General features: G+C 45.8%; 19 protein-coding genes and 1 tRNA gene. 18 read left to right on the forward strand and 2 right to left on the reverse strand.

The annotated features are described in order from the left end of the window. The first annotated feature begins 24 nt into the window (after nt 1-24). The 12 genes from PPM_RS07075 to PPM_RS07130 all read left to right on the forward strand — a co-directional run bounded on the left by PPM_RS07075 (nt 25) and on the right by PPM_RS07130 (nt 18,187). Nucleotides 25-1,566: a 2-isopropylmalate synthase gene (locus PPM_RS07075; protein WP_013370081.1), complete on the forward strand. Its 1,542-nt coding sequence runs from the start codon at nt 25-27 to the stop codon at nt 1,564-1,566. Nucleotides 1,567-1,766: 200 nt separating this feature from the next. Then, nucleotides 1,767-2,843 (forward strand): 3-isopropylmalate dehydrogenase, encoded by a 1,077-nt coding sequence (leuB, locus tag PPM_RS07080; RefSeq protein WP_013370082.1) that lies wholly within the window; start codon nt 1,767-1,769, stop codon nt 2,841-2,843. A 322-nt stretch (nt 2,844-3,165) separates the two neighbouring features. Next, nucleotides 3,166-3,705 (forward strand): peroxiredoxin, encoded by a 540-nt coding sequence (locus PPM_RS07085; RefSeq protein WP_013370083.1) that lies wholly within the window; start codon nt 3,166-3,168, stop codon nt 3,703-3,705. Between the two features lie 259 nt (nt 3,706-3,964). Next, nucleotides 3,965-4,381 carry a hypothetical protein gene (locus PPM_RS07090; protein WP_013370085.1) on the forward strand — a complete coding sequence of 139 codons (417 nt, stop codon included), beginning with the start codon at nt 3,965-3,967 and terminating at the stop codon, nt 4,379-4,381. Nucleotides 4,382-4,717: 336 nt separating this feature from the next. Further along, on the forward strand, nt 4,718-5,821 hold the full coding sequence (locus PPM_RS07095; RefSeq protein WP_013370087.1) for an ATP-binding protein: 1,104 nt from the start codon (nt 4,718-4,720) through the stop codon (nt 5,819-5,821). Between the two features lie 341 nt (nt 5,822-6,162). Continuing rightward, nucleotides 6,163-8,304 carry a putative bifunctional diguanylate cyclase/phosphodiesterase gene (locus PPM_RS07100; RefSeq protein ID WP_013370089.1) on the forward strand — a complete coding sequence of 714 codons (2,142 nt, stop codon included), beginning with the start codon at nt 6,163-6,165 and terminating at the stop codon, nt 8,302-8,304. Between the two features lie 107 nt (nt 8,305-8,411). Next, a tRNA-Gly gene (locus tag PPM_RS07105) sits at nt 8,412-8,482 on the forward strand. Between the two features lie 265 nt (nt 8,483-8,747). Beyond that, nucleotides 8,748-9,785: a pectate lyase family protein gene (locus tag PPM_RS07110; RefSeq protein ID WP_014599567.1), complete on the forward strand. Its 1,038-nt coding sequence runs from the start codon at nt 8,748-8,750 to the stop codon at nt 9,783-9,785. A 362-nt stretch (nt 9,786-10,147) separates the two neighbouring features. Further along, complete coding sequence (gene abc-f, locus PPM_RS07115; RefSeq protein ID WP_013370092.1) at nt 10,148-11,998, forward strand: ribosomal protection-like ABC-F family protein; 1,851 nt, start codon at nt 10,148-10,150, stop codon at nt 11,996-11,998. A 448-nt stretch (nt 11,999-12,446) separates the two neighbouring features. After that, a complete protein-coding gene (pheS, locus tag PPM_RS07120) occupies nt 12,447-13,478 on the forward strand; it encodes a phenylalanine--tRNA ligase subunit alpha (protein ID WP_013370093.1) in 1,032 nt (343 codons plus the stop codon). A 28-nt stretch (nt 13,479-13,506) separates the two neighbouring features. Then, the gene (gene pheT, locus PPM_RS07125; protein ID WP_013370094.1) at nt 13,507-15,954 is read left to right on the forward strand and encodes a phenylalanine--tRNA ligase subunit beta; all 2,448 of its coding nucleotides are present in this window, start codon (nt 13,507-13,509) and stop codon (nt 15,952-15,954) included. A 208-nt stretch (nt 15,955-16,162) separates the two neighbouring features. Beyond that, nucleotides 16,163-18,187 (forward strand): cell division protein ZapA, encoded by a 2,025-nt coding sequence (locus PPM_RS07130; protein ID WP_013370095.1) that lies wholly within the window; start codon nt 16,163-16,165, stop codon nt 18,185-18,187. A gap of 149 nt (nt 18,188-18,336) precedes the next feature. On the opposite strand, the gene PPM_RS07135 is transcribed toward PPM_RS07130, so the two are convergent. After that, the gene (locus tag PPM_RS07135; protein WP_013370097.1) at nt 18,337-18,696 is read right to left on the reverse strand and encodes a phage holin family protein; all 360 of its coding nucleotides are present in this window, start codon (nt 18,694-18,696) and stop codon (nt 18,337-18,339) included. A 153-nt stretch (nt 18,697-18,849) separates the two neighbouring features. On the opposite strand from PPM_RS07135, the gene PPM_RS07140 reads away from it, so the two are divergent. From PPM_RS07140 to PPM_RS07155, 4 genes are all read left to right on the forward strand, one after another. Continuing rightward, nucleotides 18,850-21,219 (forward strand): endonuclease MutS2, encoded by a 2,370-nt coding sequence (locus PPM_RS07140; RefSeq protein ID WP_014599568.1) that lies wholly within the window; start codon nt 18,850-18,852, stop codon nt 21,217-21,219. A 52-nt stretch (nt 21,220-21,271) separates the two neighbouring features. After that, on the forward strand, nt 21,272-21,685 hold the full coding sequence (locus tag PPM_RS07145) for a DUF350 domain-containing protein (RefSeq protein ID WP_014599569.1): 414 nt from the start codon (nt 21,272-21,274) through the stop codon (nt 21,683-21,685). A 55-nt stretch (nt 21,686-21,740) separates the two neighbouring features. Continuing rightward, nucleotides 21,741-22,448, forward strand: a complete 708-nt coding sequence (locus PPM_RS07150; protein ID WP_013370100.1) for a hypothetical protein — start codon at nt 21,741-21,743, stop codon at nt 22,446-22,448. A gap of 116 nt (nt 22,449-22,564) precedes the next feature. Next, on the forward strand, nt 22,565-23,818 hold the full coding sequence (locus tag PPM_RS07155; RefSeq protein WP_013370101.1) for an MFS transporter: 1,254 nt from the start codon (nt 22,565-22,567) through the stop codon (nt 23,816-23,818). Between the two features lie 68 nt (nt 23,819-23,886). Here the strand turns inward: PPM_RS07155 and PPM_RS07160 are convergent, their stop codons facing one another. Continuing rightward, a complete protein-coding gene (locus PPM_RS07160; protein ID WP_013370102.1) occupies nt 23,887-25,125 on the reverse strand; it encodes an NAD(P)/FAD-dependent oxidoreductase in 1,239 nt (412 codons plus the stop codon). Nucleotides 25,126-25,239: 114 nt separating this feature from the next. On the opposite strand from PPM_RS07160, the gene PPM_RS07165 reads away from it, so the two are divergent. Both PPM_RS07165 and PPM_RS07170 read left to right on the forward strand, forming a co-directional pair. Next, nucleotides 25,240-25,476 carry a hypothetical protein gene (locus PPM_RS07165; RefSeq protein ID WP_013370103.1) on the forward strand — a complete coding sequence of 79 codons (237 nt, stop codon included), beginning with the start codon at nt 25,240-25,242 and terminating at the stop codon, nt 25,474-25,476. A gap of 32 nt (nt 25,477-25,508) precedes the next feature. Continuing rightward, complete coding sequence (locus PPM_RS07170; protein ID WP_013370104.1) at nt 25,509-25,895, forward strand: spore coat protein; 387 nt, start codon at nt 25,509-25,511, stop codon at nt 25,893-25,895. The last annotated feature ends 134 nt before the right edge of the window (nt 25,896-26,029 follow it).

Raw genomic sequence — 26,029 nt, forward strand, 5'->3', positions numbered from 1 at the left:
CAAATCCTGAGGAGGTGCGTTAGGTTGCGCAAAATATATATATTTGACACAACGTTGAGAGACGGAGAACAGTCACCTGGCGTGAACTTGAATACTCGTGAGAAAGTAGAGATCGCTCATCAGTTGGAAAAGCTGGGAATCGATCGTATGGAGGCTGGGTTCCCGGCTGCTTCTCCGGGTGATCTGGCGGCTGTTAATGCAGTGGCAAAAGCTGTAAAAAATTCGACCGTTATTGGCCTTTCGCGTGCAAGGGAACAAGATATTGATGCGGTTCGCGAGGCGCTTAAGGGAGCACAGGACCCGTGTATCCATATCTTTTTGGCAACCTCTCCAATTCATCGTCAGCATAAGCTACGGATGGAGAAGGCACAGGTATTGGAAACTGCCCGTGCAGCCATTCGTTATGGATTGAAGTATTTGCCAAAAGTGGAGTTTTCATTGGAGGATGCAGGACGTACGGAGCTTGATTTTGTGGTTGAAATGGTCACCATGGCTGTACAGGAAGGGGCTTCTGTCGTCAATATTCCAGACACGGTAGGTTACTTAACACCCTACGAATACGGAAATATATTCAAACATATCAAGCAAAATGTGGTTGATGTGGAGAAGATTCAGTTGAGTGCACATTGCCACAATGACTTGGGAATGGCTACTGCTAATACGCTTGCTGCGATCCTGAACGGTGCAGATCAGATCGAGGGGACTATTAACGGTATCGGTGAACGTGCTGGAAACACGGCCATTGAGGAAATCGCCATGGCACTGGAGACGAGACAGGAATTTTTCCAAGCCAAAACGTCTCTGCAATTGTCTGAAATTGCACGCACGAGCCGATTGGTTAGCCGTTTGACGGGGATGGTAGTGCCGGGCAACAAGGCGATCGTGGGTGCTAACGCTTTTGCGCACGAATCAGGTATTCACCAAGACGGCATGCTGAAGGAAAAGACGACCTATGAAATTATGACACCGGAAAGTATCGGTCTGAAAGAAAGCAAGCTGGTGCTGGGCAAGCATTCAGGGCGTCATGCTTTCCGGGAGCGTTTGGTTGAGTTGGGCTACGAATTGAACGAAGAAGATCTGAATCGCGCTTTTGGGCAGTTTAAGGATTTGGCTGATAAGAAGAAGGAAGTATCGGACGATGATATCCTGGCATTGCTGGAAGAAAAATTGGCCGATGCACCTGAAGTCTTCAAGCTGGAAACCATTTTCGTAACTTATGGGAACAAGGCTACGCCTTCCGCACAAGTGCGACTGGTTAACGATGAAGGTCAGGTGATTGAGACAGAAGCTGAAGGGAATGGTTCAGTCGATGCGATCTATAACGCGATTGATCAAGCCAGCAGCGAGAGTGTTGTACTTTCTGATTACTCCATTAAATCTGTTACCCATGGCAAGGACGCTCTAGGGGAAGTACATGTGGTGCTGACTCAGAACGGAATATCTGTACAGGGACGTGGGGTAAGCACCGATATTTTGGAAGCAAGTGCACGGGCTTATGTGGATGCACTGAACGGTTTGATCGACAAGCGTAAAAATTACAGCAATCGCGTAGACTATAAATCCTAATTTTATACAGGCCCAAGGAATGAGTATAGACAGGATCGGTATCGGTCCTGTTTTCTTATTCTCTGATGAAAAAATCAGCTTATAGGCTAAGCCTATTGAATTGATAGATTCTATATCTTGGTCAAAGCCCTCCCAAATATGTTACAAAGAAGGTATGAGAAATACGGCTGTATGGCTGTATAACAAGAGGAGTGTACGTGATGGCAGACGTTAAAAAGATTGCAGTAATAGCGGGAGACGGAATCGGACCTGAAGTGGTCGCAGAGGCAGAGAAAATTTTGAAACGTACGGAAGAAGTGTTTGGCCTCTCATTTGAAACAGAGCATGCGCTGTTCGGCGGGATTGCCATTGATAAGAAGGGGACTCCATTGCCGCAAGAAACACTGGCCGTATGTCAATCTGCAGATGCCGTGCTGTTGGGAGCGGTAGGTGGACCACAATGGGACAACAATCCTAAGGAGCTTCGTCCTGAAACCGGATTGCTCGGTATTCGCAAAGAGCTCGGTCTATTTTCAAATCTTCGTCCTGCTGTCGTTTTCGATTGTCTCAAGGACGCGTCTACATTGAAACCAGAGGTATTGGAAGGAACGGACTTGATCGTGGTGCGCGAACTGACGGGCGGCATTTATTTCGGTGAGAAGTACAGACGAGAGAGTGCTCAGGGGGAAGAAGCGGTCGATACTTGCGCATATAATGTAACAGAAGTAGAGCGTATTGTTCGCCAATCTTTCGAAATTGCACAAAAGCGTCGCAAAAAGCTCGCATCGGTGGATAAGGCTAATGTACTGGAAACTTCTCGTTTATGGCGTGAAGTTGTTAACCGGGTCGCTGTAGATTACCCAGATGTCGAGCTTGAGCATGTATTGGTCGATAACTGTGCCATGCAATTGCTGCGTCGTCCATCCAGTTTTGACGTCATTGTAACCGAAAATATGTTTGGTGACATTCTTAGTGACGAAGCAGCTATGCTGACTGGGTCCATCGGTATGCTCTCCTCTGCATCACTGGGAGAAGGCAGCTTCGGTCTGTACGAGCCGGTGCACGGCTCAGCACCTGATATTGCTGGTCAGGGACTGGCGAACCCCATTGCAACGATTTTGTCCGTTGCTTTGATGTTCCGCCTCACCTTCGGGTACGAGAAAGCAGCTGACGCTATCGAGAAGGCGGTAGCTGAGGTACTGGATGCAGGACACCGTACGGCAGATATCGCGGTGGATAAATCACAAGCGATCTCGACAACTGAAATGGGCGATTTGATCGCAGCAGCTATTCGCTAAAGTCCCCAGAAACGTATTTGTTCTGAAAAAAAGCTTCCTATTATATAGTGAGGTTATACAGTATAATTTTATAGCAAATGTTTGACACAGTAGCTCCTGAGTAATCAGGAGCTACTTGCATATCAGAAAGCTCTTGAAATGTGAATAAATTGTGAATTTTTAAGCTAGTTTAAAATAATTATAAAAAAGTAATGGTTACAATATTGACTTTGATTTCAGCGAATGATAACATTTATCAAGTAGGTGGTTTATTACAATACAGTTGATTGAGGAAAACACAATTGGTGTTTTTCTTACATATTTTAAAGGAGGATTTCACATTATGGCAGAAAGATTGGTAGGAAGACCCGCACCTGATTTTGCATTGGAAACAGTATCTGGAGACGGTCAAGAATTTGGCTCGGTGAAACTTTCCGATTACCGTGGCAAGTGGCTCGTATTTTTCTTCTATCCACTGGATTTCACTTTTGTATGCCCAACAGAAATTACAGCATTGAGCGATGCAGCTGACCAATTCAAAGAGCTGGATACTGAAATTTTGGGTATCAGTGTAGACTCCGTGCACAGCCACAAAGCATGGATCAACACAGCTAAAGAAAACAACGGTCTGGGCAAACTGAACTTCCCGTTGGCTTCTGACATCACGAAAAAAACAGCAAGCGACTATGGTGTTCTGATCGAAGAAGAAGGCGTTGCATTGCGCGGCTTGTTCATCATTGATCCAGAAGGCGAACTTAAATATCAAGTGGTTAACCACAACGATGTAGGCCGCAGTGTAGAAGAAACATTGCGTGTACTGCAAGCTTTGCAATCCGGTGGCTTGTGCCCAATGAACTGGAAACCAGGCGATAAAAATCTGTAATATTAGCTTTACAAGTTGAACTTAAACAAGCAAGCCCCCAACCAGCGGTTACTTTACCGTTGTTGGGGGCTTGCTTGCCTGCGCTATGCAGCGGAGATATAGGAATAGCCTGTCTGAATCATGTAATACAGAGTGAAGTAACAAATAATTATGGAAATGTTGTTGTGTTCTGGAGGAATTTTGCCTGATGAAAGCGAATAAGGTATTGTAGAAGATAAACAAGGCAGAACAGGTTTTGTTCAGAGGAGGCTGAGCCCGGATGAGTTATTGCTGTGGAGCAAGCATGGTAGGAACCAAGGGAACGCTGAAGCATTACCGCACCCAAGTCCATAATGTTCCTTTGCTGTTTTGCCCGGTATGTCATCGCATTGAAGTTCATTATAAAGTTGAAAATGAGTATGAAATTTTGGCTGAGTATGCACATGGAGATGGGGCATCTGAGATTGATTTTCAGGATTATGTCATGGAAGACGATGATACGATATTTGAAAACTGTGTAAATCGTGAGAGTGAAGATGCATTTGAAATTGTGAAGCGACAAATTGACATGTCGCTGGATTTATTGACGGTAGCGAAACAGATGAATGATGAGAAATGGCAGGGAGAGCTTAAGAGAAGACTGGCTGTTATGAGTCAAAGACGATCCCGGCTTCAACATAATAAGAGCGGCAGTTGACATCCTACACACCAAAGAAGCTCTCAAATCTGGAGAGCTTCTTTGGTGTGTAGGGCGCTTATTTTTAACTTATTTTTTTATTTTGTAATGTTGCGCAGATATTATGACGAAAGAAAATAGGATAAAAATGTGGATTCGACACTTTTTCCGATTGACTGTGATCCTTAATCTTGTCTATCATAAAATAAGACTCGAATCGAAAAAAATGGTCGGAGTTGATTGAAACTGTTTTTTACACCATTTGAAGGGTGATCGATAGATGCCTTTCTCTTCTTCAAGAATATTACACGTCCGATACGGCCAGTTTATCATTCCGATACAAGGGGGAAGCCTGGCATGATCAGTGAATTCCAAGAAGCCTTGCTTGATACCGTGGGAGCTTGCCCTTCCACACAGATCGCCAATAATAAGTATGAAAATGTACTGGAGAACCTGGATAGTGGTATCATGCTGTTTGACAGTGACGGGGTACTGACCTTTATTAACGTGCAAATGGCGAGATTACTGGAGCTACCACGTAGTTCGCTCGCGGGTCGCAACCTGATGCAAATTTTGCATCATCCTGAGTTAAGTCGGTTTAAGAAGAAGAAAATCATGCGGATTTATAAAGAAACTATCTTTCATAGAAAGCGCTATCATGAGTTGATTGATGAGTATGGTCGGCATTGGTTGATAACAGTGACCTACGGTGATCAGATGGATGGCGATTTTTTGTTTAGTGTAAAGGATGTGTCGGATTATAAGCAGATTGAGCAGACAGCGTATCAAAACGACAAGCTGGCAATGCTGGGACGTATTTCGGCCTCTATCGCCCATGAAATCCGTAACCCGCTTACTGCAATCCGGGGTTTTATTCAATTGCTTCGGCCGCACTTGGTGGAGTTGGGCAGGGATGAGTATGCCCGCATTATTTTAACCGAAATTGATCGTGCGAACGACATTATTTACGAGTTTTTAAATTCGTCCAAGCCTTCGGCTCCGCAAAAAACGGCAGTATCTGTGATGGGACTGTTGAAAGAAGTAGTGATGCTGACAGAAAGCGAGGCGTTGATGAAGGGCTGCCAGATCGCACTGGATGAAAATGATGAACTCATGAAGGTTTCCATTGACGTGAAGCAGATTAAGCAGGTTATCCTCAATATGATTAAAAATGCGATGGATGCCATTGAAAGCATCGGCGGGGAACGAGAGGGATGCATTGATATCCATACCGTGCTTGAGGGCTCTTATGTCCACATTTGTATTGAAGATAACGGATTAGGGATGGATCACAATACATTGGCGCGTTTATTTGATCCTTTTTTTACAACAAAAGAAAGTGGAACCGGCTTGGGATTGGCTGTGAGCTATCGTATTATCAAAAATCATGGAGGCTTCATTCATGTAGACAGTAAGCATGGAAGCGGTACACAATTTAAAATCACACTTCCTGTAGTCTAATATGATGAGATTTTCGCAGAGGGGTCCTGTACATACTATTTCTGTTGTGGTGTGCAGCGTTGGGGTATAGGTATCACCTAATTGAAAAATGTCGTCTGAAGCGCATGATCTGAAAAGATGATGCGCTTTTTTGGTACTGTAAGCTCGTGCATTTGCGCAAATGCGAAAATAAATTCATGAATATAGAACAAAAAAATGATTCACCTTTCACAGATTAAATGCTATTATATACCAGAATACAACATTTTTTTTGATACTATAGACTTAAACAACGGCTTCCAAAGCTGTCAAACGTCTTAGATGATCGGAATCTCCGATATGCAGGGGGCTGAAGAGGCTGAATGAATATACGGCTGGAAGTAAAAAAAACGATAGGCATTGGTATTGCCGCCATAGTTTTGTTTGTCTTAGTTCAGTTATTTCACGTAACTTTGAATAAAATATACTCCTATAATGTATTTTTCTTGTTATATCCGATTATAGGGTTCGCCTGTGCTGCGATTTGTTTTTCTATTTTTTATCAATCCTGGTCCGTTTTGCTGGAACAGTTGACCTGGCAGAGACTTCTTATTGCCCCAACATTTCTGGTGGCTGGTCTGCTTTACCTTGTTCATATTGTTTCGTTTAGTTTCGTAAGCCTGACGGACTTTGCTTTGTCTCCGGGCATTTCGTTGTGGCTACTATTTGTAAATCGTGCCTTTACCTCTATTATGCTCCTATTCGTTTGTTCTCTCCCATTTAGAAGGACGAAGTCTGAATACAAAACAGTGGCTTTGTGGGCAGGGATAGGTTGTACGTTGCTGATTCTAGGAGTTATTAAGGCATATGATGCAGGCTTACCAGATCTACGTATACGGTACGAATTAGGTAACCTGGGCTGGACGTTGAATCTGGTTGTCATGTTACTGCTGGTGCTTACATTTATTTTTGGAGTACGAAAATACCGAAAAGTCCGCCCTGCGGAGTTGGGCATGTTGCTTATCGTTCGTGGGATTGGGCTGTGTGTTGTGAGCCAGTTATTCTATTTATTTGCTAAGCAAATGAGTGATATCAATCATCTTATAGGACTTTTGACGAACGTGATTGCATTTTATAATCTGTTGAGCGGTCTAGTCCGGCTTATGGTTCTGGTTCCTTATCGGGAAAAACAGGCGGCAGAATCTGAGTTTAATCATATTGCTTATAACGATGATATAACAGGCCTTCCCAATCGCCGTCGTCTTTCCCAGCGCCTGGATAAAATATTGCGCAACTCACTGAAATCTGATGAGACAGTAGCGCTTTTAGTGCTAAATATTGATCGTTTTAAAGCGATTAATGATTCGCTTGGGCATACGGCAGGCAATTATTTGCTGTATGCGGTAGGCGAACGCTTGGGGCATTTTTGCCGTGAAGGGGAAGCTGTCTTTAGCATGGGTGGAGATGAATTTGCCTTTCTTCTAATGGGCTACGAAGATTCAGATGCCATGAGAAATCGTATTGATGATATGGTGAAGCTGTTCGATCAGCCTTTTGATATTAATGGGGAGTCTTATCATGTGATGGTGAGCGTTGGCATAGCTTTGTACCCGTCGGATGCGAATCAGAGCGAACAACTTATTCAGCAGGCGGATACAGCCGTTCATAGTGCCAAGGAGCAAGGAGTGAATTTTCAGCGGTATGCTAGTGCGATGCAGATGCGAGCGCATGAAAGGCTCCAGCTGGAGAATGATTTGCGGCGAGCGCTTGAAAATGAAGAATTTTCATTGGTGTATCAGCCACGCGTCCATCTGCAAAGTGGCGAGCTAACGAGTTTGGAAGCGCTGGTGCGTTGGAATCATCCTCATCGCGGGATGGTGATGCCGGGTGATTTTATTCCAGTAGCTGAAGAAAGTGGCCTGATCGTGCCCTTGGGGGAATGGGTGTTGCGTGAGGCGTGTCTCCAAAATAAGCAGTGGCAGGAGCTAGGGTATCCACCGATCCCGATTTCGGTCAATTTATCCATGCGCCAATTCCAGCAAAAAAAACTGGTGGATGTAATTCGGGGCATTTTGGCCTATACGGGACTGGAACCACGCTATTTAGAGCTGGAGATTACTGAGAGTATGACTTTTGATAAGGATCGGGCTTTTGAACAGTTGAAAAAAATAAAGGCTATTGGTGTTGCAATCAGTATTGATGATTTTGGAACGGGTTATAGCTCATTGCATTATTTGAAGAATCTTCCGATTGATCGTCTTAAAATTGACCGTTCCTTTGTAAATGAGGTGCTGATTGACAGCAAAAATGCGGCCATTGTATCTACCATTGCCTCTATGGCTCACCATTTGAAGCTGAAGGTTACGGCTGAAGGGGTGGAAAATGAGGAGCAACTTCAATTTTTGCAGGCGCAGGATTGCCATGAAGGGCAGGGGTATTATTTTAGCCGCCCCATTCCGGCAGAAGTTTTTGAAAAATTGTTTTTACGTAAACCTGTCAATTGGCTGGTTCAGGATGGTATGTAGTATGCTTGCATTTTGTGGAAAGATAAGTTATACTAGATAACATCCTGATTCAGTTAGTTGACGAGAGCTTAAGTGTGTCATACATATGGATCAAGATGTTATATAATGCGGGTGTAGTTCAATGGTAGAACTTCAGCCTTCCAAGCTGATAGCGTGGGTTCGATTCCCATCACCCGCTTACGACTTTAAAAATTCCGAAACCCTTGTAAATTCAAGGGTTTTTATTTTGTTTTTAATAAGAATATATTTTAGCCGGGCTACCAATGGGGAATCCCGGCTTTTTTGCGTTCCTACGAACTATTTTCACGCTGTTAAATAATATAATTTAAATATTTCTCTTATATGCTATAAATAAACAGATAAAAAGAACTATTTACCATTTTGCAAAAAAAGTATAGTCTCGTAATTGGAATTTAATATAAAAAAAGGATGGTGTGGCTGCGATGAGAAAAATCTCTTTTCTTTTAGCTTTGGCCTTTGTGTTTTTTACCTTTTCAGCAAGTGCTACGTTCGCTGCGACTGATTTCCCAAATACGTCGACGAATGGCATGATTGGTTTTGCTGGACAGGCTAAAAGCGAAACAGGAGCTTCAAAGCCTGCTACAACAGGGGGCAAAAATGGTCAGGTCATCTATATCAATAATCTAAACGAATTGAAAAATCAGCTAGGGGATTCAACTCCCAAAATTCTGGTCATCGAAAAGAATATTTCTGCTTCTTCTAAAACCGTGGTCAATATCGGTTCTAACAAATCTCTAATCGGCTCTTATGCGCAAAATAAGCTAGTCAATATTCATTTGAAAACAACAGCTAACTCGGGAAATGTGATCTTTCAAAATTTAACTTTTGAGCACAGTGCCAGTATTAATGGTAACGATGATATCCAGCTATATCTTACTGCAGGTACAAATTATTGGATTGATCATGTTACTTTTGCAGGTCATAATTATAATGCAAATGGCTCGGATTTGGACAAACTTTTGTACATAGGACAATCGGCTGATTATGTAACCATTAGCAACTCCAAATTTGCGAATCATAAATATGGCCTTATTCTGGGTTATCCAGATGACAGCAATAAAAATTATGACGGCATGCCCCATATTACGATTGCCAATAATTATTTTGAAAACTTACTTGTACGCGGTCCAGGTCTGATGAGATATGGGTATTTCCATGTGAAAAATAATTATATTAATAATTTTCAGTTGGCTTACACAATAGCAACCAATGCACGAATTTATTCCGAGAATAATTATTTTGGAAAAGGTAGTGAAAAGGGCGGCATTTTGGATGATAAAGCCAATGGTGAATTTAAAGATGTAGGTAGTTTTCCAGCCATCACTAACCAAAAATCGCCTGTGACCCGATGGAATCCGAGCAAGAACTACAGCTATCAAGTTCAAACTCCTGAATATACTAAAGAATTCGTAACTAAGTATGCAGGTTCGTCCAATACAACTTTGGTCTTTGGAAAATAAAGCGGGTATTGGAAAATATGCTGTGATCTGCTATACTGACTGCAAGTAAGTATCCCATGAAAAGGAAGGTAACCATACGTCCGATGAAGTAAGCACACTGATTTTCCCACTCAACTGCACGTTACTGGCAGGCGGCTGCAAGCTGCAACGGGAGAAGTGTGTCTGAATTGAAAGTAGGGACGTATGCGTTGAAGATCCGTAACGAGATTTTCTTTTTCGTTCGCGGTGTTATTTTTCATAGGTGTATGTTCTGAAACCATTCATAACAGTCATTCTATATTCCTGTATGCAAGCCGCAGCCTTCTGCGGCTTTTTTTATTGCTTCCGGTATAAAAACCGGACTGGGAAAGGATGATCGTGGTATGAAAACCATTTTGCGAGTTCGCAATGTAGTTAAGGAATGGAACGGGACATCTTTATTTGAGAATGTGTCGTTGGACGTGACGGAAGGAGAACGGCTCGCGTTGTTTGGAAGAAATGGAGCAGGCAAAACGACGCTATTACGAATATTGCTGGGAGATGAAGCGCCAACCTCTGGTCAAGTAGAGCATGATTTGCCGCTGGAAGAGCGAGGTTGGCTGAAGCAGCAGGATACAGTGAATTGGTCTCGAACCGCACTGGAGGTCGCACAGCAGGCGAGCACTCAGCACTGGGATCTCAAGCAAGAGTTGGGACAGCTGGAAGCTGACCTAGCCAATGCTGGTAAGGATATGGAGCAGCAACTGGAGCGTTACGGCGAGCTGATGGATGAATACGAACGCCTGCAAGGCTTTGCTTGGGAGTCTGAGGTGGAAAAGGCGCTCACCCGAATGGGAATGCCTGCACAGACGTGGTCCATTGCTTATGGTGATCTGAGTGGCGGACAGAAGACGAGAGTACGACTGGCTGGCCTGATGGTCAGGCAGCCCAAGCTGCTGGTACTGGATGAGCCAACCAACCATTTGGATGCCGAAAGTATGCTCTGGCTGGAGCAGTGGCTGTCCTCGTATCCTGGAACACTGCTGTTTGTATCGCATGATAGAGCCTTTTTGGATCAGGTGGCTACGAGTATAGTTGAGCTTACATCCACAGGTATTGAGCGCTATAAAGGTGGTTATAAGGAATATAAAGCGCAGAAGGAGCGGGAACTGCGAGAGCAGGAGGCCAGCTATCGGAAGCAGGAACTGGCGAGACAGGCGCTGGAGGAAACGATTCGAAATTACAGGGAATGGTTTCATCAGGCGCATCGCAGCGCATCCAAGGTTGAAATGGCCATTACGCAGAGCTTTTACAAGGCCAAGGCTAAAAAAAATATTTCCCGTTATCATGCAAAAGAGAAGGAATTGGAGCGACTGGAGGCTAACAGGGTAGAGCAACCACGTGGAGCTCCGTCTTTGCACATGAAATTAAATGACAGCGGGTTTCAGGCTAAATATTTGCTGCGTACTGAGCAGGTTGACTTTAGCTACGACGACCATGTCATCGTGAAAAATCTAAATCTGAACGTTGCACGTGGGGATCGTTTGGCTGTTCGAGGGCCCAATGGAATTGGCAAAACCACGCTGCTTCGGTTATTAACAGGTCAGCTTGAACCGAAGACGGGAAAAATCACAGCCAACCCACAGTTGAATATCGGGTATTTTTCACAGGAGTTGGAGCAGCTTCCAGAGGATCAGACGTTGCTCGACAGTCTGCTTGCACTCCCAACCATGACCCAAACAGAAGCGAGAACGGTGCTGGGCTGTTTTTTATTTGCCAAAGAGGATGTATTCAAAAGGATCGGAACGCTCAGTATGGGAGAAAAATGCAGGGTAGCTTTTCTGCGTCTGTACTTTAGTGGAGCCAATCTGCTGGTGCTGGATGAACCGACGAATTACTTTGACATTGAAACCCGTGAAATTGTAGAGGACTCTTTACGCCGATATAATGGGGCATTGGTACTCGTCTCGCATGACCGGGAGCTTGTGCGTTGTACGGCAACTCGATTACTCGATATGCAGCCGGGGGGCGGATATGAAATCTACGAGGGGACGGCCGACGAAAAACAAGAAGATGAACGGAGAAGCATCCGAGAGCCAAAGGATCAGGGAGAGCGGGAGGAACGTCTACGATTACAGCTGCGTCTTACCGAACTGATGGGAATGACGGGGATGAGTGAAGCAAATGAGGAGCTCTTGAGCGATATCAGGCGCATTCGTGCCAAGATGGATCAGTTGAATGATCCCGATATCTGAAGGAATGAAATATAGGCGCTGCTTGCCAAAGTGCAGTAGTTTGCATATAATAATGAACAATAGTTCGTATTTAGAAAATGTCTTGATGGAGAAGAGTAGGCAGTGTCCGATTGAACAGGGAGGAAGCGCCGTAGGATTGAGAGCGTTTCTGCAAATATTGGGCTGTTGAAGTTCACTCCGGAGCAGTTCCTTGAACCTCAAGCGTCATGTAAATGGCGGTTGTGCAAGTAGGGGATACCGGTTCACGACCGTTACAACGTGCAGAGCGAGATGATGATGCATAGCATGAATGATCACCCGTACTGATTGCCATAAGGCAACGCATCGGGTTGCTAAACTTCATTGTCTAACGAGGGTGGTACCACGGTCTTTTCGTCCCTTTTCGGGAGAAAAGACCTTTTTTTGTTGTCTGAAAAGCTGGATATGAAGAAAGGGGACTGAACAGGCGATGAGCGAAACCATCCAAATGAAGGAACATTTGCTGGCCTTGAAGGAAGAAGCACTGGAAGTATTGGAGAAGGTGGCAACACCTAAGGAGCTGGCTGATCTACGAGTTAAATATTCGGGTAAAAAGGGTGCGTTGACCGAAATTTTGCGCGGTATGGGCAAGCTGAGCGCGGAAGAGCGTCCAGTTGTTGGACAGGTAGCCAATGAGGTGCGCGAGGCGATTGAAGAGGTCGTTAACCGTAAGCAGGACGAGTTCACGAAAGCAGAAACGAATGAGCGCTTGCAAGCAGAAAAAATCGACGTTACGTTGCCTGGACGCGCAATGCCGCAAGGCGGGCTCCACCCACTTAACAAAGTGATCGAGCAAATCGAGGATATTTTTACAGGTATGGGATATCGAGTGGCTGAGGGTCCGCAGGCAGAGACCGATTATTATAACTTCGAAGCATTGAATCTGCCTAAAAATCACCCAGCACGCGATATGCAGGATTCATTTTACCTGACCGAGGATCTGTTGATGCGTACTCATACGTCACCAGTTCAGATTCGCGCGATGGAGGCGATGAAGGGTGAAACGCCTATTAAGGTGATTTGTCCGGGTACGGTATTCCGACGTGATGATGACGATGCAACGCATTCCTTCCAATTCCACCAAATTGAAGGTCTTGTGATTGGAAAAGACATTCGTATGAGTGATTTGAAAGGAACTTTGCTGCAATTTGCACGCGAAATGTTCGGGGAATCGACCGAAATCCGCTTGCGTCCAAGCTTCTTTCCGTTCACCGAGCCAAGTGCTGAAGTAGACGTGACTTTTGTGAAGAAAAACGGCGAGCGCGTGTGGATTGAAATTTTAGGCTGTGGTATGGTGCATCCGAAAGTGCTGGAAATGGGTGGTTTTGATCCCGAGGTATACAGTGGCTTTGCATTCGGTATGGGTGTAGAACGGATTGCCATTTTGAAATACGGCATTGATGATATTCGCCATTTTTATAACAGCGATCTGTCGTTCTTGAAGCAGTTTGCGCGTCAATAAACAACTATATCAAGGGAAGTGAACCCATATGAAAGTATCATTCGATTGGCTGTCCGAGTATGTATCACTGGATCAAGTGAGTGCGGAGGAGCTAGCAGAAAAAATCACCCGTTCGGGCATTGAAATTGATGAAGTCGAACATCGTAACCAAGGAATTACTGGCGTCGTTGTAGGCTATGTCAAAAGCAAAGAAAAGCACCCAGATGCGGATAAGCTGAATGTGTGTATTGTCGATGCGGGTCAGGGAGAAGACTTGCAAATTGTGTGTGGTGCCAAGAACGTGGATGCAGGTCAAAAGGTTCCTGTTGCAGTTGTAGGTGCCAAGCTGCCAGGAGATTTTCATATTAAAAAGGCCAAGCTGCGTGGTGTTGTGTCCATGGGCATGATCTGCTCGGCCAAAGAACTGGGCATGAATGATAAGCTATTGCCAAAAGAATTGCAGGAAGGCATTTTGGTGCTGCCAGAAGATGCTGAAATTGGTACGCCAATTACGAAGCTGCTTGCTCTGGATGACCAGGTGCTGGATTTTGATTTGACACCCAACCGTTCGGATTGCCTGAGCATGCATGGAGCCGCTTATGAAGTGAGTGCCATTCTAGGACGTAACATTTCGCTGGCTGACCCCGCTAAGGATCTGGTGGAAATTAACGATGCAGCGGCAGATCATCTGTCCGTAAAGGTAGATACTCCTGAACTGTGTACGCACTATGCAGCGCGTTATATCACAGGTGTAAAGGTGGGGCCTTCCCCGTTATGGATTCAAAATCGTCTGATGGCGGCAGGTGTTCGTCCGATTAACAATATCGTAGATATTACGAACTACGTTATGCTGGAATACGGCCAGCCGTTGCATGCTTTTGATGCGGATAAGCTGGAAAATGGAAATATTGAGGTTCGGCTTGCTCGTACAGGCGAAACTTTGATTACACTTGACGATCAGGAACGTAAGCTGGAACCGCATATGCTGCTGATTACGGACGGCGTGAAGCCGATTGCATTAGCAGGCGTAATGGGCGGAGCCAACTCTGAGGTTACGGATGCAACGGTTAGCATTGCGTTGGAATCTGCGAAGTTTGACGGGGGAACAGTTCGCAAAACATCCCGTCAACTTGGACTGCGTTCGGAAGCAAGTCTTCGTTTTGAAAAAGAGGTTGATCCAGGTGCTGTTATACCTGCTGTGAATCGTGCAGCTGCGCTGATCCAGCGTTATGCAGGGGGCACTGTACACCAGGGTATTGTAGAGTCTGCTTCCGCAAAAGCTGAAAATCATATTATCAAGCTGTCGCTAGATAAAATAAATCGATATTTGGGAACCGAACTGTCACTGCTTGAGGTGAAGACGATTTTTGGTAGACTTCATTTCGGATGCGGCGACACAGAGCCAGGGGTGCTGGAAGTTGAAGTACCTACACGCCGTGGAGATATTACCATTGATGTGGACTTAATCGAAGAAGTAGCACGTCTGTATGGTTACGATAATATCCCAACCACGCCGATTGAAGGTCCAACAACTCCAGGAGCTTTGACGGCATCGCAATCTCTGCGTCGCTCCTTGCGCAGATTGCTGGCTCATGGTGGCTGGCAGGAGACGATCAGTTACTCTTTTGTACATCCGCAAAGCACGGCTTTGTTTAACGCTCTAACAGAAGGCAGCCATCCGGTACGTTTGGCTATGCCTATGAGTGAAGATCGTAGTGTGTTGCGTACAAGTATCATTCCGCAGATGCTGGATACAGCGGTGTACAACATGAATCGCAAGCAAGATAACCTAGCGATTTTTGAGATGGGAACTGTATTTTACACAGAAGAACAAACCTTAACTCGCCAGCCGCAGGAAATTCAAGTGCTGAGTTTGCTGCTGACTGGGGTACGTCGTGAAAAACAATGGAACATCGGTGCCGAAAAGGTTGATTTCTTTGATATTAAAGGTGCGCTTGAAACGGTGTTTGACTATTTCGGACTAAGTGCCAGCATTCGTTATGTGGCTGACCAGCCGCAAAGCTACCATCCAGGACGTTCCGCTTCAGTATGGCTGGATGTGAACGGAAGCTCCCAACGGATCGGTACGGTTGGACAGATCCATCCTGAACTGCAACAGTCCTATGGACTGAACGATACGTATGTAGCTGAAATTGCGTTGCAACAGCTTGTTGAGCATGCAAACTCCCATATTCAGTTCAGAGAGCTGGCTCGCTTCCCATCCGTGGAACGTGACATTGCCCTCGTGGTGAATAAAGACGTTGAGGCAGGTGAACTGCTTCGTGTTATTCACGCTGCAGGCGGAGAACTGTTGCAGGATGCACGGGTGTTTGATGTATTTACAGGCAGCAAGCTTGGTGAAGACAAGAAGAGCGTGGCTATTTCCCTGACCTATCGTCATTGGGAGCATACGTTGACGGATGAAGAGATCAATGCGGCGCATTCTCCTGTCGTTACGTCTCTGGAACAAACTTTTGGAGCGGAATTGAGAAAGTAGCAGGAAATGCGGGAAGCCGTATCGAATCTTAGTGACAGAGGTTCGATACGGCTTTTTGGCCTATTATCATAGAAGCTCTCTACTCTGATATTCACCCGCTGCGGGGAAGCCGGACTAATAAGGTTGAACGCTTCACGGAAGGCGGGTTACCCTAGTACCGGACACACCTTAGAATCAACATACAGTAGTATTGAAGGAGGGCATAATTGTGACTACACCAGATCGTACTCGCGTCACTGTAGAGATCTACGGTACTTCTTATAAACTTGTCGGCAGTAATAGTGATTACATGAAGCAGGTTGCCAATTACGTAGATGAACGTATGCACAGCATTTCTCAAGCTCATTCGCGTCTGGATATGCCCCGAATTGCCGTGCTGGCTGCGGTTCATATGGCTGAAGAAGCTGTACAAATTCAGGAGATCCAGAGCCATATGAACCGCTTGGCAGCGGAACGGGCGGAGCTCCGGGGAGATCTGGCCCAACTCCAGACGGCTCTAGGGGAACAACAGCAGAAAAATACAGATATGCATCAAGCCCTTGTTCAATTGAGGGAAGAAAAAGAAACGACGCAGAAGAAGCTGGTGGAGACTGAATCTGCGTCAGCCAAGGAAATTGCCGAACTAAGGGCAAAGCTTGAACAGCAGGAGAAAAAAGCGGCTGAACTTGAAAATGCACAAAAACAAGCTAAGCGTGAATTGGAGGAATCTCGTCAAGAAGCTTCTCGTAAGCTGAAAGAGCAGCAAGAGGCTGCGAATGCGCGTGTCCGGCAGACAGAAGAGCAGTTGAAGAAGGAAATAGCCGAAGCGGCTAAACAAGCTGAAGCTAAGCTTTCCGCTGCGGAAAAGGCTCATCAGGAGCGAAATCGCACTGAGCTAGACAAGCTGCGATCTGCTTTGCAGCAAGAGCATAGCCAGAAGATAAGCGAATGGCAGATCAAGTGCTCCGGGCTGAATGAACAGCTGGAGCAGGAACGTAAACAGGCTGAATTGGCTCTAAATGAGCAAAAGCTCCAGCATGAGGAAGCACAGAAACGTGCCGAGGAAGCTGCACTGGAGCAGGAGATTCGTATGGAGGAGCTTCAGGAGCAATTAGAACAAGTACAGGCAGGTAGTGCAGAGCTTTCTTCTCGTTTGAAGGAGGCTCAAGAGCAAGCTGCAGCATTGGAGCAACAACAGTCCGAACTGGAGGCTGAGCTGCAAGCACAGCAACAGGCGGCAACAGAGCGGGAGCAGGCAGATACGCTTGCGCGTGAAGAACTGCAAAGCAGATATGATCAATTGCTGGATGAAGCCAAGGCTACGCAGCAGCAGGCGGCTAAGCTGGAGGAAGAGCAGCGCCGGATGCAGAAGCTGCTGGAGCAAGCTCATGTATCTTCTCGCAAGCTGCAAAGCGAGCTGGCTACGCTCGCTGAAAGTGAGAAGTCATGGAAGAAGCTTGCAGAAGAACGTCAATTGGCAGCCGACGAGTTGGAGCTTTCCCTGCTGGAAGCGCGTGAACAGAAGGAAGCAATAGAGCAACAACTACAGCAGACTGTGACTGAGGTTGAAGCTGCTAATGATAAATATGCTTCACAGCAGCAACGTCTAGTTCAACTTGAAGCGAAGATCAAGGAGCTATCGCCTGAGCTGATTCGCGTTCAGGACGAGCTTGAGAAGGCCAAAGTCCGAGAGCAAGAGGGCGCGAAGGCGTATCAATCGCTTCAGGAGCAATATGGAAGCATGAAGAGCCGAGCTGGACAGCTGGAGCAACATATTAAGCAACTCCAGCAGGAAAATCATGATCGGCAAAGTAAACTGGAACGTGCTGAGAAGGCATCTATGGAGTGGCAGCTGAAATATGATCAGTTGAAGGATGAAGCGGAACGTCTGGAAGCTGAAGATGCTGCCCGTAAGGAAGAATTTGCTTCTTGGGAACGGGAGATAGCGGTAACGATTGAACAAAAGGAACAACTTCAGGAAGAGATTCGTTCTGCAGTTGAAGCTGCCAACACCGCAAAGGCAGAACAGCAGTCCATAGAGCAGGAACGGATGGCCTTGCAGTCTGAATTAGACGAAGTGGGTCAAAAATATGAAATGGCAGCTCATCAGCTTCGTTTATTACAAGTACAACAGGATGTAGACCGAGAAAATGCAGAGAAGATCTCGACTGAATTACGTCAATTAAAGGAAGAATACACCAAGCTTCAAACCGAGTATAATGAATGGATTGAACTTATCGAACAGGATCAGTAGATACGGATTATAATTGTAAGGCAATCCCCGGCTGCTCATGGGCCGGGGATTGTTTGTTTATGGATCGCTAAGAAGTGTAAGTGACAAAAAGCTGTCCTTTGGCAGACGAATCTGCTTCGGGACAGCTATGCTGGAAGTGTCCGCTGAAATTATTTCCCTTCCTTACGCCCGGCTTCAAATGGTGTCGATACCGGAATGAACAAATCGATAATCCCGATAACCAATGCAGCGAGCAATGCGCCCAAAATAGAAACACTAACATTGGCCACGACATATTGAGCGACCCAGATAACCAGAGCGCTCACTAGAAAACCGACAATACCGCGTCCAAATGGAGAAACGCGTCGACCAAACACTGCCTCAACGATGTAGCCAATCAAGGCAATGACAATGGCAAGGATCAGCGCGCTCCAAAAGCCGCCTACACTAAATCCGGGAACGATCCAGCTTACGACCATCAAAACCAGAGCGGCAACGATGAAACGTACAATGTGCCCAAGAATGCTCACGGAATAACCTCCTTTGTTTTTTTGAATTAACAGGGTTAGACAAAGGTTAGTGTGTGGCATGAAGAGCTTTCTTATGTGTAAAGCATAGTTGGCAAATAGCGTAAGTTTGCTGCTTTCGGTATAATATAGATATAAGTGAAAGGAGCAGTGAAGTTGGACTCTAAAATTTTCAAAACCCTTGAATATCAAAAAATTCTAAATAAACTAAGTCACTATGCCCAAACGGCAACGGGACAACAGACAGCCCTTCGATTACAGCCCAGCGATGATTTGGAGCATATCAAGAAATTGCTGAAAGGTACGGACGAGGCCTATGCTGCTGATCGACTAAAAGGAGTACCTTCATTTAACGGAGTAGTGGATATCACTCCGGCGGTGAAGCGTGCCCGTATTGGGGGAACGTTAAGTCCGCAGGAGTTGCTTGGTATTCGGACAACGGTTCAAGCTGCACGCCGTATACAGGTATATGTAACAAGTTTGCATGAGGAAAATCCTGTTGAAACTTTGCTGTATTGGAGTGAGCAGCTTTCGGAACAAAGAAGTTTGGAAAACTCCATTAAAGGCTGTATTGACGAAAATGCAGAAGTGCTGGATTCTGCCAGTACAGAGCTTTCACAAATTCGCCGGGAGCTGCGCTCCGGTGAAGTGCGTATTCGTGAGAAGCTGGATTCCATGATTCGCTCCTCAACTGTGTCCAAAATGCTTCAGGATCAGTTGATTACGATTCGTGGAGATCGGTTTGTCATCCCGGTCAAGGCCGAATACCGTTCTTATTTTGGCGGAATTGTGCATGATCAATCCGGGTCTGGCGCAACATTGTTTATCGAGCCTGAATCCATCGTGGCCATGAACAACAAGCTGAGGGAAACCAGGCTGAGAGAAGAGCGTGAAATTGAAGTCATTTTACAAAAGCTGACCGCACTTGTCGCAGAACAAGCGGATATGTTGCTGTATGATGTGGATATTTTGGGCAATCTTGATTTTATTTTTGCGAAAGCGCGTCTCGCTCGTGAAATGAAGGCAACGCTGCCCTTAATGAATGATCGTGGGTACTTGAAGCTGAAAAAGGGTAGACATCCTCTAATTCCGTTGGAACAGGTCGTTCCCATAGATGTGGAACTGGGTAATTCGTACACCTCCATTATCGTTACCGGACCGAACACAGGGGGGAAAACCGTTACCCTCAAAACAATAGGTCTGCTAAGTTTGATGGCGATGTCTGGACTGTTTGTGCCTGTTGAGGATGAAAGCCAGCTATGCGTATTTGATGCAATCTATGCCGATATTGGTGACGAGCAGAGCATTGAGCAGAACTTGAGTACATTTTCCAGTCACATGACCAATATTATTAGCATTTTGAAAAATATGACACCCAAAAGTCTTGTATTGCTTGACGAGGTGGGGGCAGGAACGGATCCGGCAGAAGGTTCGGCTCTGGCTGTGTCTATTTTGGAGCATATACATGCTCTGGGTTGCCGTATGGTGGCGACGACTCACTATAGTGAATTGAAGGCGTATGCCTATGAGCGCAAAGGAATTATTAATGCAAGTATGGAGTTTGATGTCGCTACATTAAGCCCGACTTACCGTCTTCTGGTTGGTGTACCTGGGCGAAGTAACGCTTTTGCCATTGCCGAGCGATTGGGATTACCAGGGCGGATATTAGATTATGCCCGTGGCGAGGTAACGGAAGAAGATCAGCGCGTCGAGCACATGATTGCATCACTGGAGCAGAACCGTTTGACCGCTGAGCAAGAACGGGAAAAAGCAGAGCAGCTGCGTAAGGAAATGGAAGCATTGCGTACCCGTCATCAGACCGAGCTGGATAAGCTGGAGTCACAACGGGACCGTATGTTGGAAAAGGCCGAAGACGAAGCAAGAGTTCTCGTGGATAAGGCTCGTAGTGAAGCAGAAAAAATTATTACTGATTTGCGCAGATTGGCTCAGGAAGAGGGAGCCTCGGTTAAGGAGCACAAGCTGATTGCAGCTCGTAAAGAACTGGATGAAGCTGAACCGAAGCAACGCAAGAAAAGTACAGCCAAACGTTCAATCACTACGCGTACTCGTTCCATCATGGCTGGCGATGAAGTATCCGTTCACAGTCTGAATAAAAAAGGCCATGTGGTTGAACTGACTGGCAGCAAGGAAGCTATCGTTCAACTGGGCATCATGAAAATGAAGGTCAGTCTGGATGATCTGGAGCTGCTGCAACCTGCCCAAACGACGGCTCCAAGGGTCCAAAAGCCAGTGACTGGCGTTAAGCGGACACGGGATGATAATGTGCGAAGTGAACTTGACCTTCGGGGGGCAAACGTGGAGGAAGCGCTGATGGAAGTGGACCGCTTCATGGATGAAGCGTTTTTGGCCAATCTGGGACAGGTATACATTATTCACGGCAAAGGTACGGGGGTCCTGAGAACCGGTATTCAGGAGTACCTGCGCAAGCATAAGCATGTGAAAAGCTACCGTATCGGTAACTACAATGAAGGCGGCACGGGTGTAACGGTTGCTGAATTGGAATAGATATGGGCTGCTGACCGAGAACGCTTGGTAGAACGGGAGGGACGAGGTGAAGATGGCGATTGATGAATTGCTATCACATCCGTTGGGGATGATGTTGGGTTATTTCTCCGTGGCGGTGCTGGAGTTAATTGTATTTTTGTCCTGCTTTGAGCTGGTAACCCGTTATAAATGCTGGGAAGAGATCAAGCGAGGCAATGTTTCGGTAGCCATGGCAACGGGTGGGAAAATGTTCGGTATTTGCAACGTGCTCCGCTTTGCGATGGAGGCAAAATCCAGCGTGTATGATACGATGATCTGGTCATTCGTTGGTTTTTTACTGCTACTTGCGGCATACTTCCTTTTTGAATTTCTGACACCGGTATTTTCTATCGATCAAGAGATTAAAGAGGATAACCGTGCGGTCGGCTTGTTCTCCATGATTATTTCAATATCGTTATCTTATGTGATTGGTGCGAGTGTAACTTGACACATCCTGTATACTAGAGCTTGGTATACGCTTTGGAACGGAAGGATGATAAAGCTTGGAAATGACTATTTGTCCATGGTGTAACATGGAAATTATTTGGGATGAAGAATTAGGGCCTGAAGAAGAGTGTCCTTATTGCCATAATGATCTGAAAGGATACTCAGACATAACAGATGATGAAGAGGAGTCTGAGTCTGTTTCTCCATCTGTTCACAGACATACGGATGGGCATGAAGATGCGACACATGATCATGCGGTTTCTGTAACCCCGGCGCTCCATGCTCATGAAAAAGAAGACCTAAAGGGTTATCGTACATTGAGTATTCAGCTTGGCGATGATGACGAGCAGGATATTTTATACGAGGCAGAGGATGAAGTCGTATCTGAAAAGCCAGCTGATGCACCGTTATTGCAGGATAATGAGCTTCATAAGCTGCCTGTGCTGCATACTTTACAAAAATTCGAAGAAAGCGGTGCGGATCTTATGGCTTATGAACAAGGGGCTGAACAATTACTCGACAGGCAAGATGAGGTTCTTGAATGTTCCCAATGCGGAGAGTACATGCTGCATGCGGGTTCGCAAACCGTAACCAGAGAAGGCTTCGAACCATCGATATCTCCAGTGCTCGGTAAGCCTGTTCTGGATTTGCCGTTCGTCTTGAATGTTTATGTGTGTCCTAGCTGCTTCCATGTTCAGCAGACTTTGTCAGAGAATGACCGACTGCGAATGCTGGAGAAGCTCAGCGGTATTTCCAATATTTAAATAGCGATTCCCCGGATAGGTCCAAGCTCAATACGGGCATGTTAAATCAAAGAAATCTTTGAACAAGCTGACTCGTAATAAGCTGATTGGTGATCTTTCCGTTAGGGGGAACTGCATTGAAATCAAACCTGAACGGACAATCCATTCTGCTATTAAGCTTGAATGGATTGTTTGTGTTTGCAGCAGCATTGTCCGGCACATTTCTTAATGTGTATTTGTGGAAAAGCAGGCAGGATTACGCGATGATCGGATGGTTTAATGTCAGTCAACAAATTGCGCTGGGAATTATGGTCTGGGTAGCTGGAAAGTGGGTCAAGGAACATAACAAAATGAATGCCCTGCGCGTGGGAACCGCATTGTCCGGCCTATTCTATCTAATCGTGTTGTATACGGGACCGCAGGCTGTAAACTACATATGGCCGCTCGGAATGTTGTTGGGTGCAGCGTTAGGTTTATTTTGGCTGGCGTTTAATGTCATTTTTTTCGAAGTCACGGATCAGGCAAGTCGTGATCATTTTAACGGATGGGTGGGCCTGCTGGGCTCATTTTCCGGTATAGTGGGTCCTTGGCTCTCTGGTTGGATTATTGCGCGTATGGAGGATGACGCGGGTTATCGTGTGATATTCAGTATTTCCTTGGCCTTTTATGTCGTAGGAGTGGTGCTAAGTTTCTTTCTTCGCAAGCGTAAACCGACAGGAAATTACAATTGGAAAGAGCCTAAGCAGCGATTGTCACAAAAAGGAAGTATGTGGCGTCCGTTGTCGTTATCGCTTGTTACGCAGGGCATTCGTGAAGGTGTGTTTGCTTTCCTGATTACGCTGCTTGTGTATGTAGTTACTCAACAGGAATGGAAGCTAGCACAGTTTTCACTTATTACATCGGGGGTTTCATTTTTCAGCTTTTGGGCTGTCGGAAAATGGCTCAAGCCACACTATCGCTCGGCTGGTATGTTGTTGGGTGCCGTGCTGTTGGTGATCGCGCTTTTACCGCTATTGTGGCGTATGGAGTATAGCACGCTGCTGATTATGGGGATTGGCACCGCTTTATTCATGCCCTTGTATTTAATTCCTATGATCTCTGCGAGCTTTGATCTAATGGGTACGAGTGAAGGAGACGCTAATCAGAGAGTGGAACTGGTTGTACTGCGCGAACTATGCTTAATGATAGGTCGGTTGACGGGGACACTCATTTTCTTGGGCGTCCTAAGTATCAGCAAGGCTCCTACGGCGATGATCTGGCTGTTGATTGGACTGGCATTGATGCCAGTGATTGGATGGCTCTTTATGCGAAGTGTGCTGAAAATGGAACAAAAAACGAAGCAATGCAAGTCCGATTCCCATGCACGACGCTGGCACAAGCAAACCGAATAATTGGAATTTCCATACAAATGACCTCCAAATCCATTTATATAGGAAAAGGAGGTTTTGTTATATCCCAATTAAATCATCGGTTCCGTTGTTTCGGGCGAGGGTTTGGTAGAACGAGTCAGAGAATAAAGCTCCATTTCAGGTCGGTGTATGCCCGTCAGTTCATCAGCCAATAGCTGTGCTGCCATCATACTCGTGACTGCTCCATTCCCTCCGTAACCCTCCAAAAAGTAGCAATTTGGAAAACGCGGATGTGGACCAATATACGGCAAGCCGTCATGAGAGGAACCAAATACAGCTGCCCAAGCATAGTCGATTTGAAATGGGACACCGGGAAAAAATTCCTTTAGCGATTGTAGCAGCTTTTGCTGTTGATGTAAGAGCCTGATTTCACGCTGGCTGGCGTCCAATATAGGTTCATCCAAACCACCAATAATGATCCGTCCCTCCGGTGTGGAGCGCATATATAGATAAGGACGAGCAGTTTCCCAGATCAGACACTGCTCATGCCATAAGGGAGCATCTTCGATTGGATTGGTGACGATAGCATAAGAGCTCTCTAGAACGGCTCCGCGATCGGCTTTAATCTCTTGTGTTTCATAACCTGTTGCAAAAACAACTTTTTTTGCTCGGATCATTCCACCGCTGGTATGACAAACGACCTCATTATCGTTGAAATCAAAATGCTTGGCTTCCGTATGCTCATATAAGCGAACACCAAGACGGTTGGCAGATTGCAGCAGCCCCTGGGCAAAACAAAATGGATTCACTTCAGCATCTTCATGTGTGTACAACGCCGCTGGTTTTCGAAAAGGAAATCGGGCAGCAACTTGTTGCTCATCCCAGAACTCCACTGGAAATCCAAACCGGGTTAGCTGTTCGTACTCTTCCTGAAGCATCAATACATCCTCCCACGTACTTGCATAGTACAGGCTGCTGCGCCGAATAAAGGTAGGGTCTGTATCCAGTGTGGTGGACAGCTTTTCTAACTGATCCAGAGCATCTTTGCACATGCGGTAAAACAGTACGCCGTTCGTTTCACCAAACGTGTGGATGCAAGAGGTTAAGGTCTTGTCATTGCTATATTGCAGCAGTCCTGTATTGGCCAAAGAGCTTCCGTGTACCAGCTTGCGCTTGTCAATAACCACGGTGTCTACCTGTTGTTCTCCCAATAACCTGGAGCAAATGGATCCGCTCATCCCTCCCCCGATAATCAATACATCACAATTTAAATCCTCTGCCAAAGGCGGAAAATCAAGCGTCTGCTCCAAGGTATTAGGCCAATATGTTTTCCCGATTATCAACTCCATATAAAATAGCACTCCTCATAGGTAATATGTAGTATCTCTTATGCGTACATAGTATTTCGCCAAAGGGACAAGATAACCAGCGTGCAACAAAACATTTAAGGAGGCACAGAGATTATGCAATCTACGAACATGCAACCCTTGTCAGGCAAAGAGCTGGAGTACATCGTGGACTCCATTTCCAATGAAGAACTACTACTCAAACAATGTGCGGCCACAGCGGCGTCTATTCAGCATCCAGCCATCCAACAAGCCTGTTTGCAACTGGCAAGAACTCATGAGCACCACTTGAATCTGCTTTCTAATGCTCTTCAACAGCATCAGCAGCTTGCTCCAATGCAGCCGCAGCAGTAATTTGGACTAACTAATAAAGGAGGTTTGACAGAATGTATTCACAAAACAATATGTCATTTATGCCCGAAGAGGATTTGCTCTATACCATTCTTGCTGATATGAAACGTACAGTGCGCGAGTACACAACAGCGACGACAGAATCCAATTGTCCGTCTGTGCGTCAGATGTTCACCGACCTTACGAATGATACATTGCGTCTGCAAGGTGATTTGTATCATCTAATGAGCCAGAATAATATGTACTCCGCTCCGACTAAAGCGCTGCGCATCGATTTGGACAAACAGATTCAAGAAGCTCGCAAGACCCAACAGGAATGCCAACAGTTCATTCAGCAGAAGTCGTCATCCGCGGGAGTATATGGTCAACCTATGCATCAGCAAGGCCAATCTACTCATCAAAGCAACCCTTATTATATGTAAACGGGATTTTCCGTTTTTGAAGCAATTTCCCATAACAGCCGTCCGTCTGCCGGGTTTACCGGGGCGGACGGTTTTTCTTTGCAGGTTTAAAGTGCGTATTGTATGATGTATAGTAATCTCTTTCGATGGAGGCC

Source organism: Paenibacillus polymyxa M1 (genome assembly GCF_000237325.1).
GTDB lineage: Bacteria > Bacillota > Bacilli > Paenibacillales > Paenibacillaceae > Paenibacillus > Paenibacillus polymyxa_C.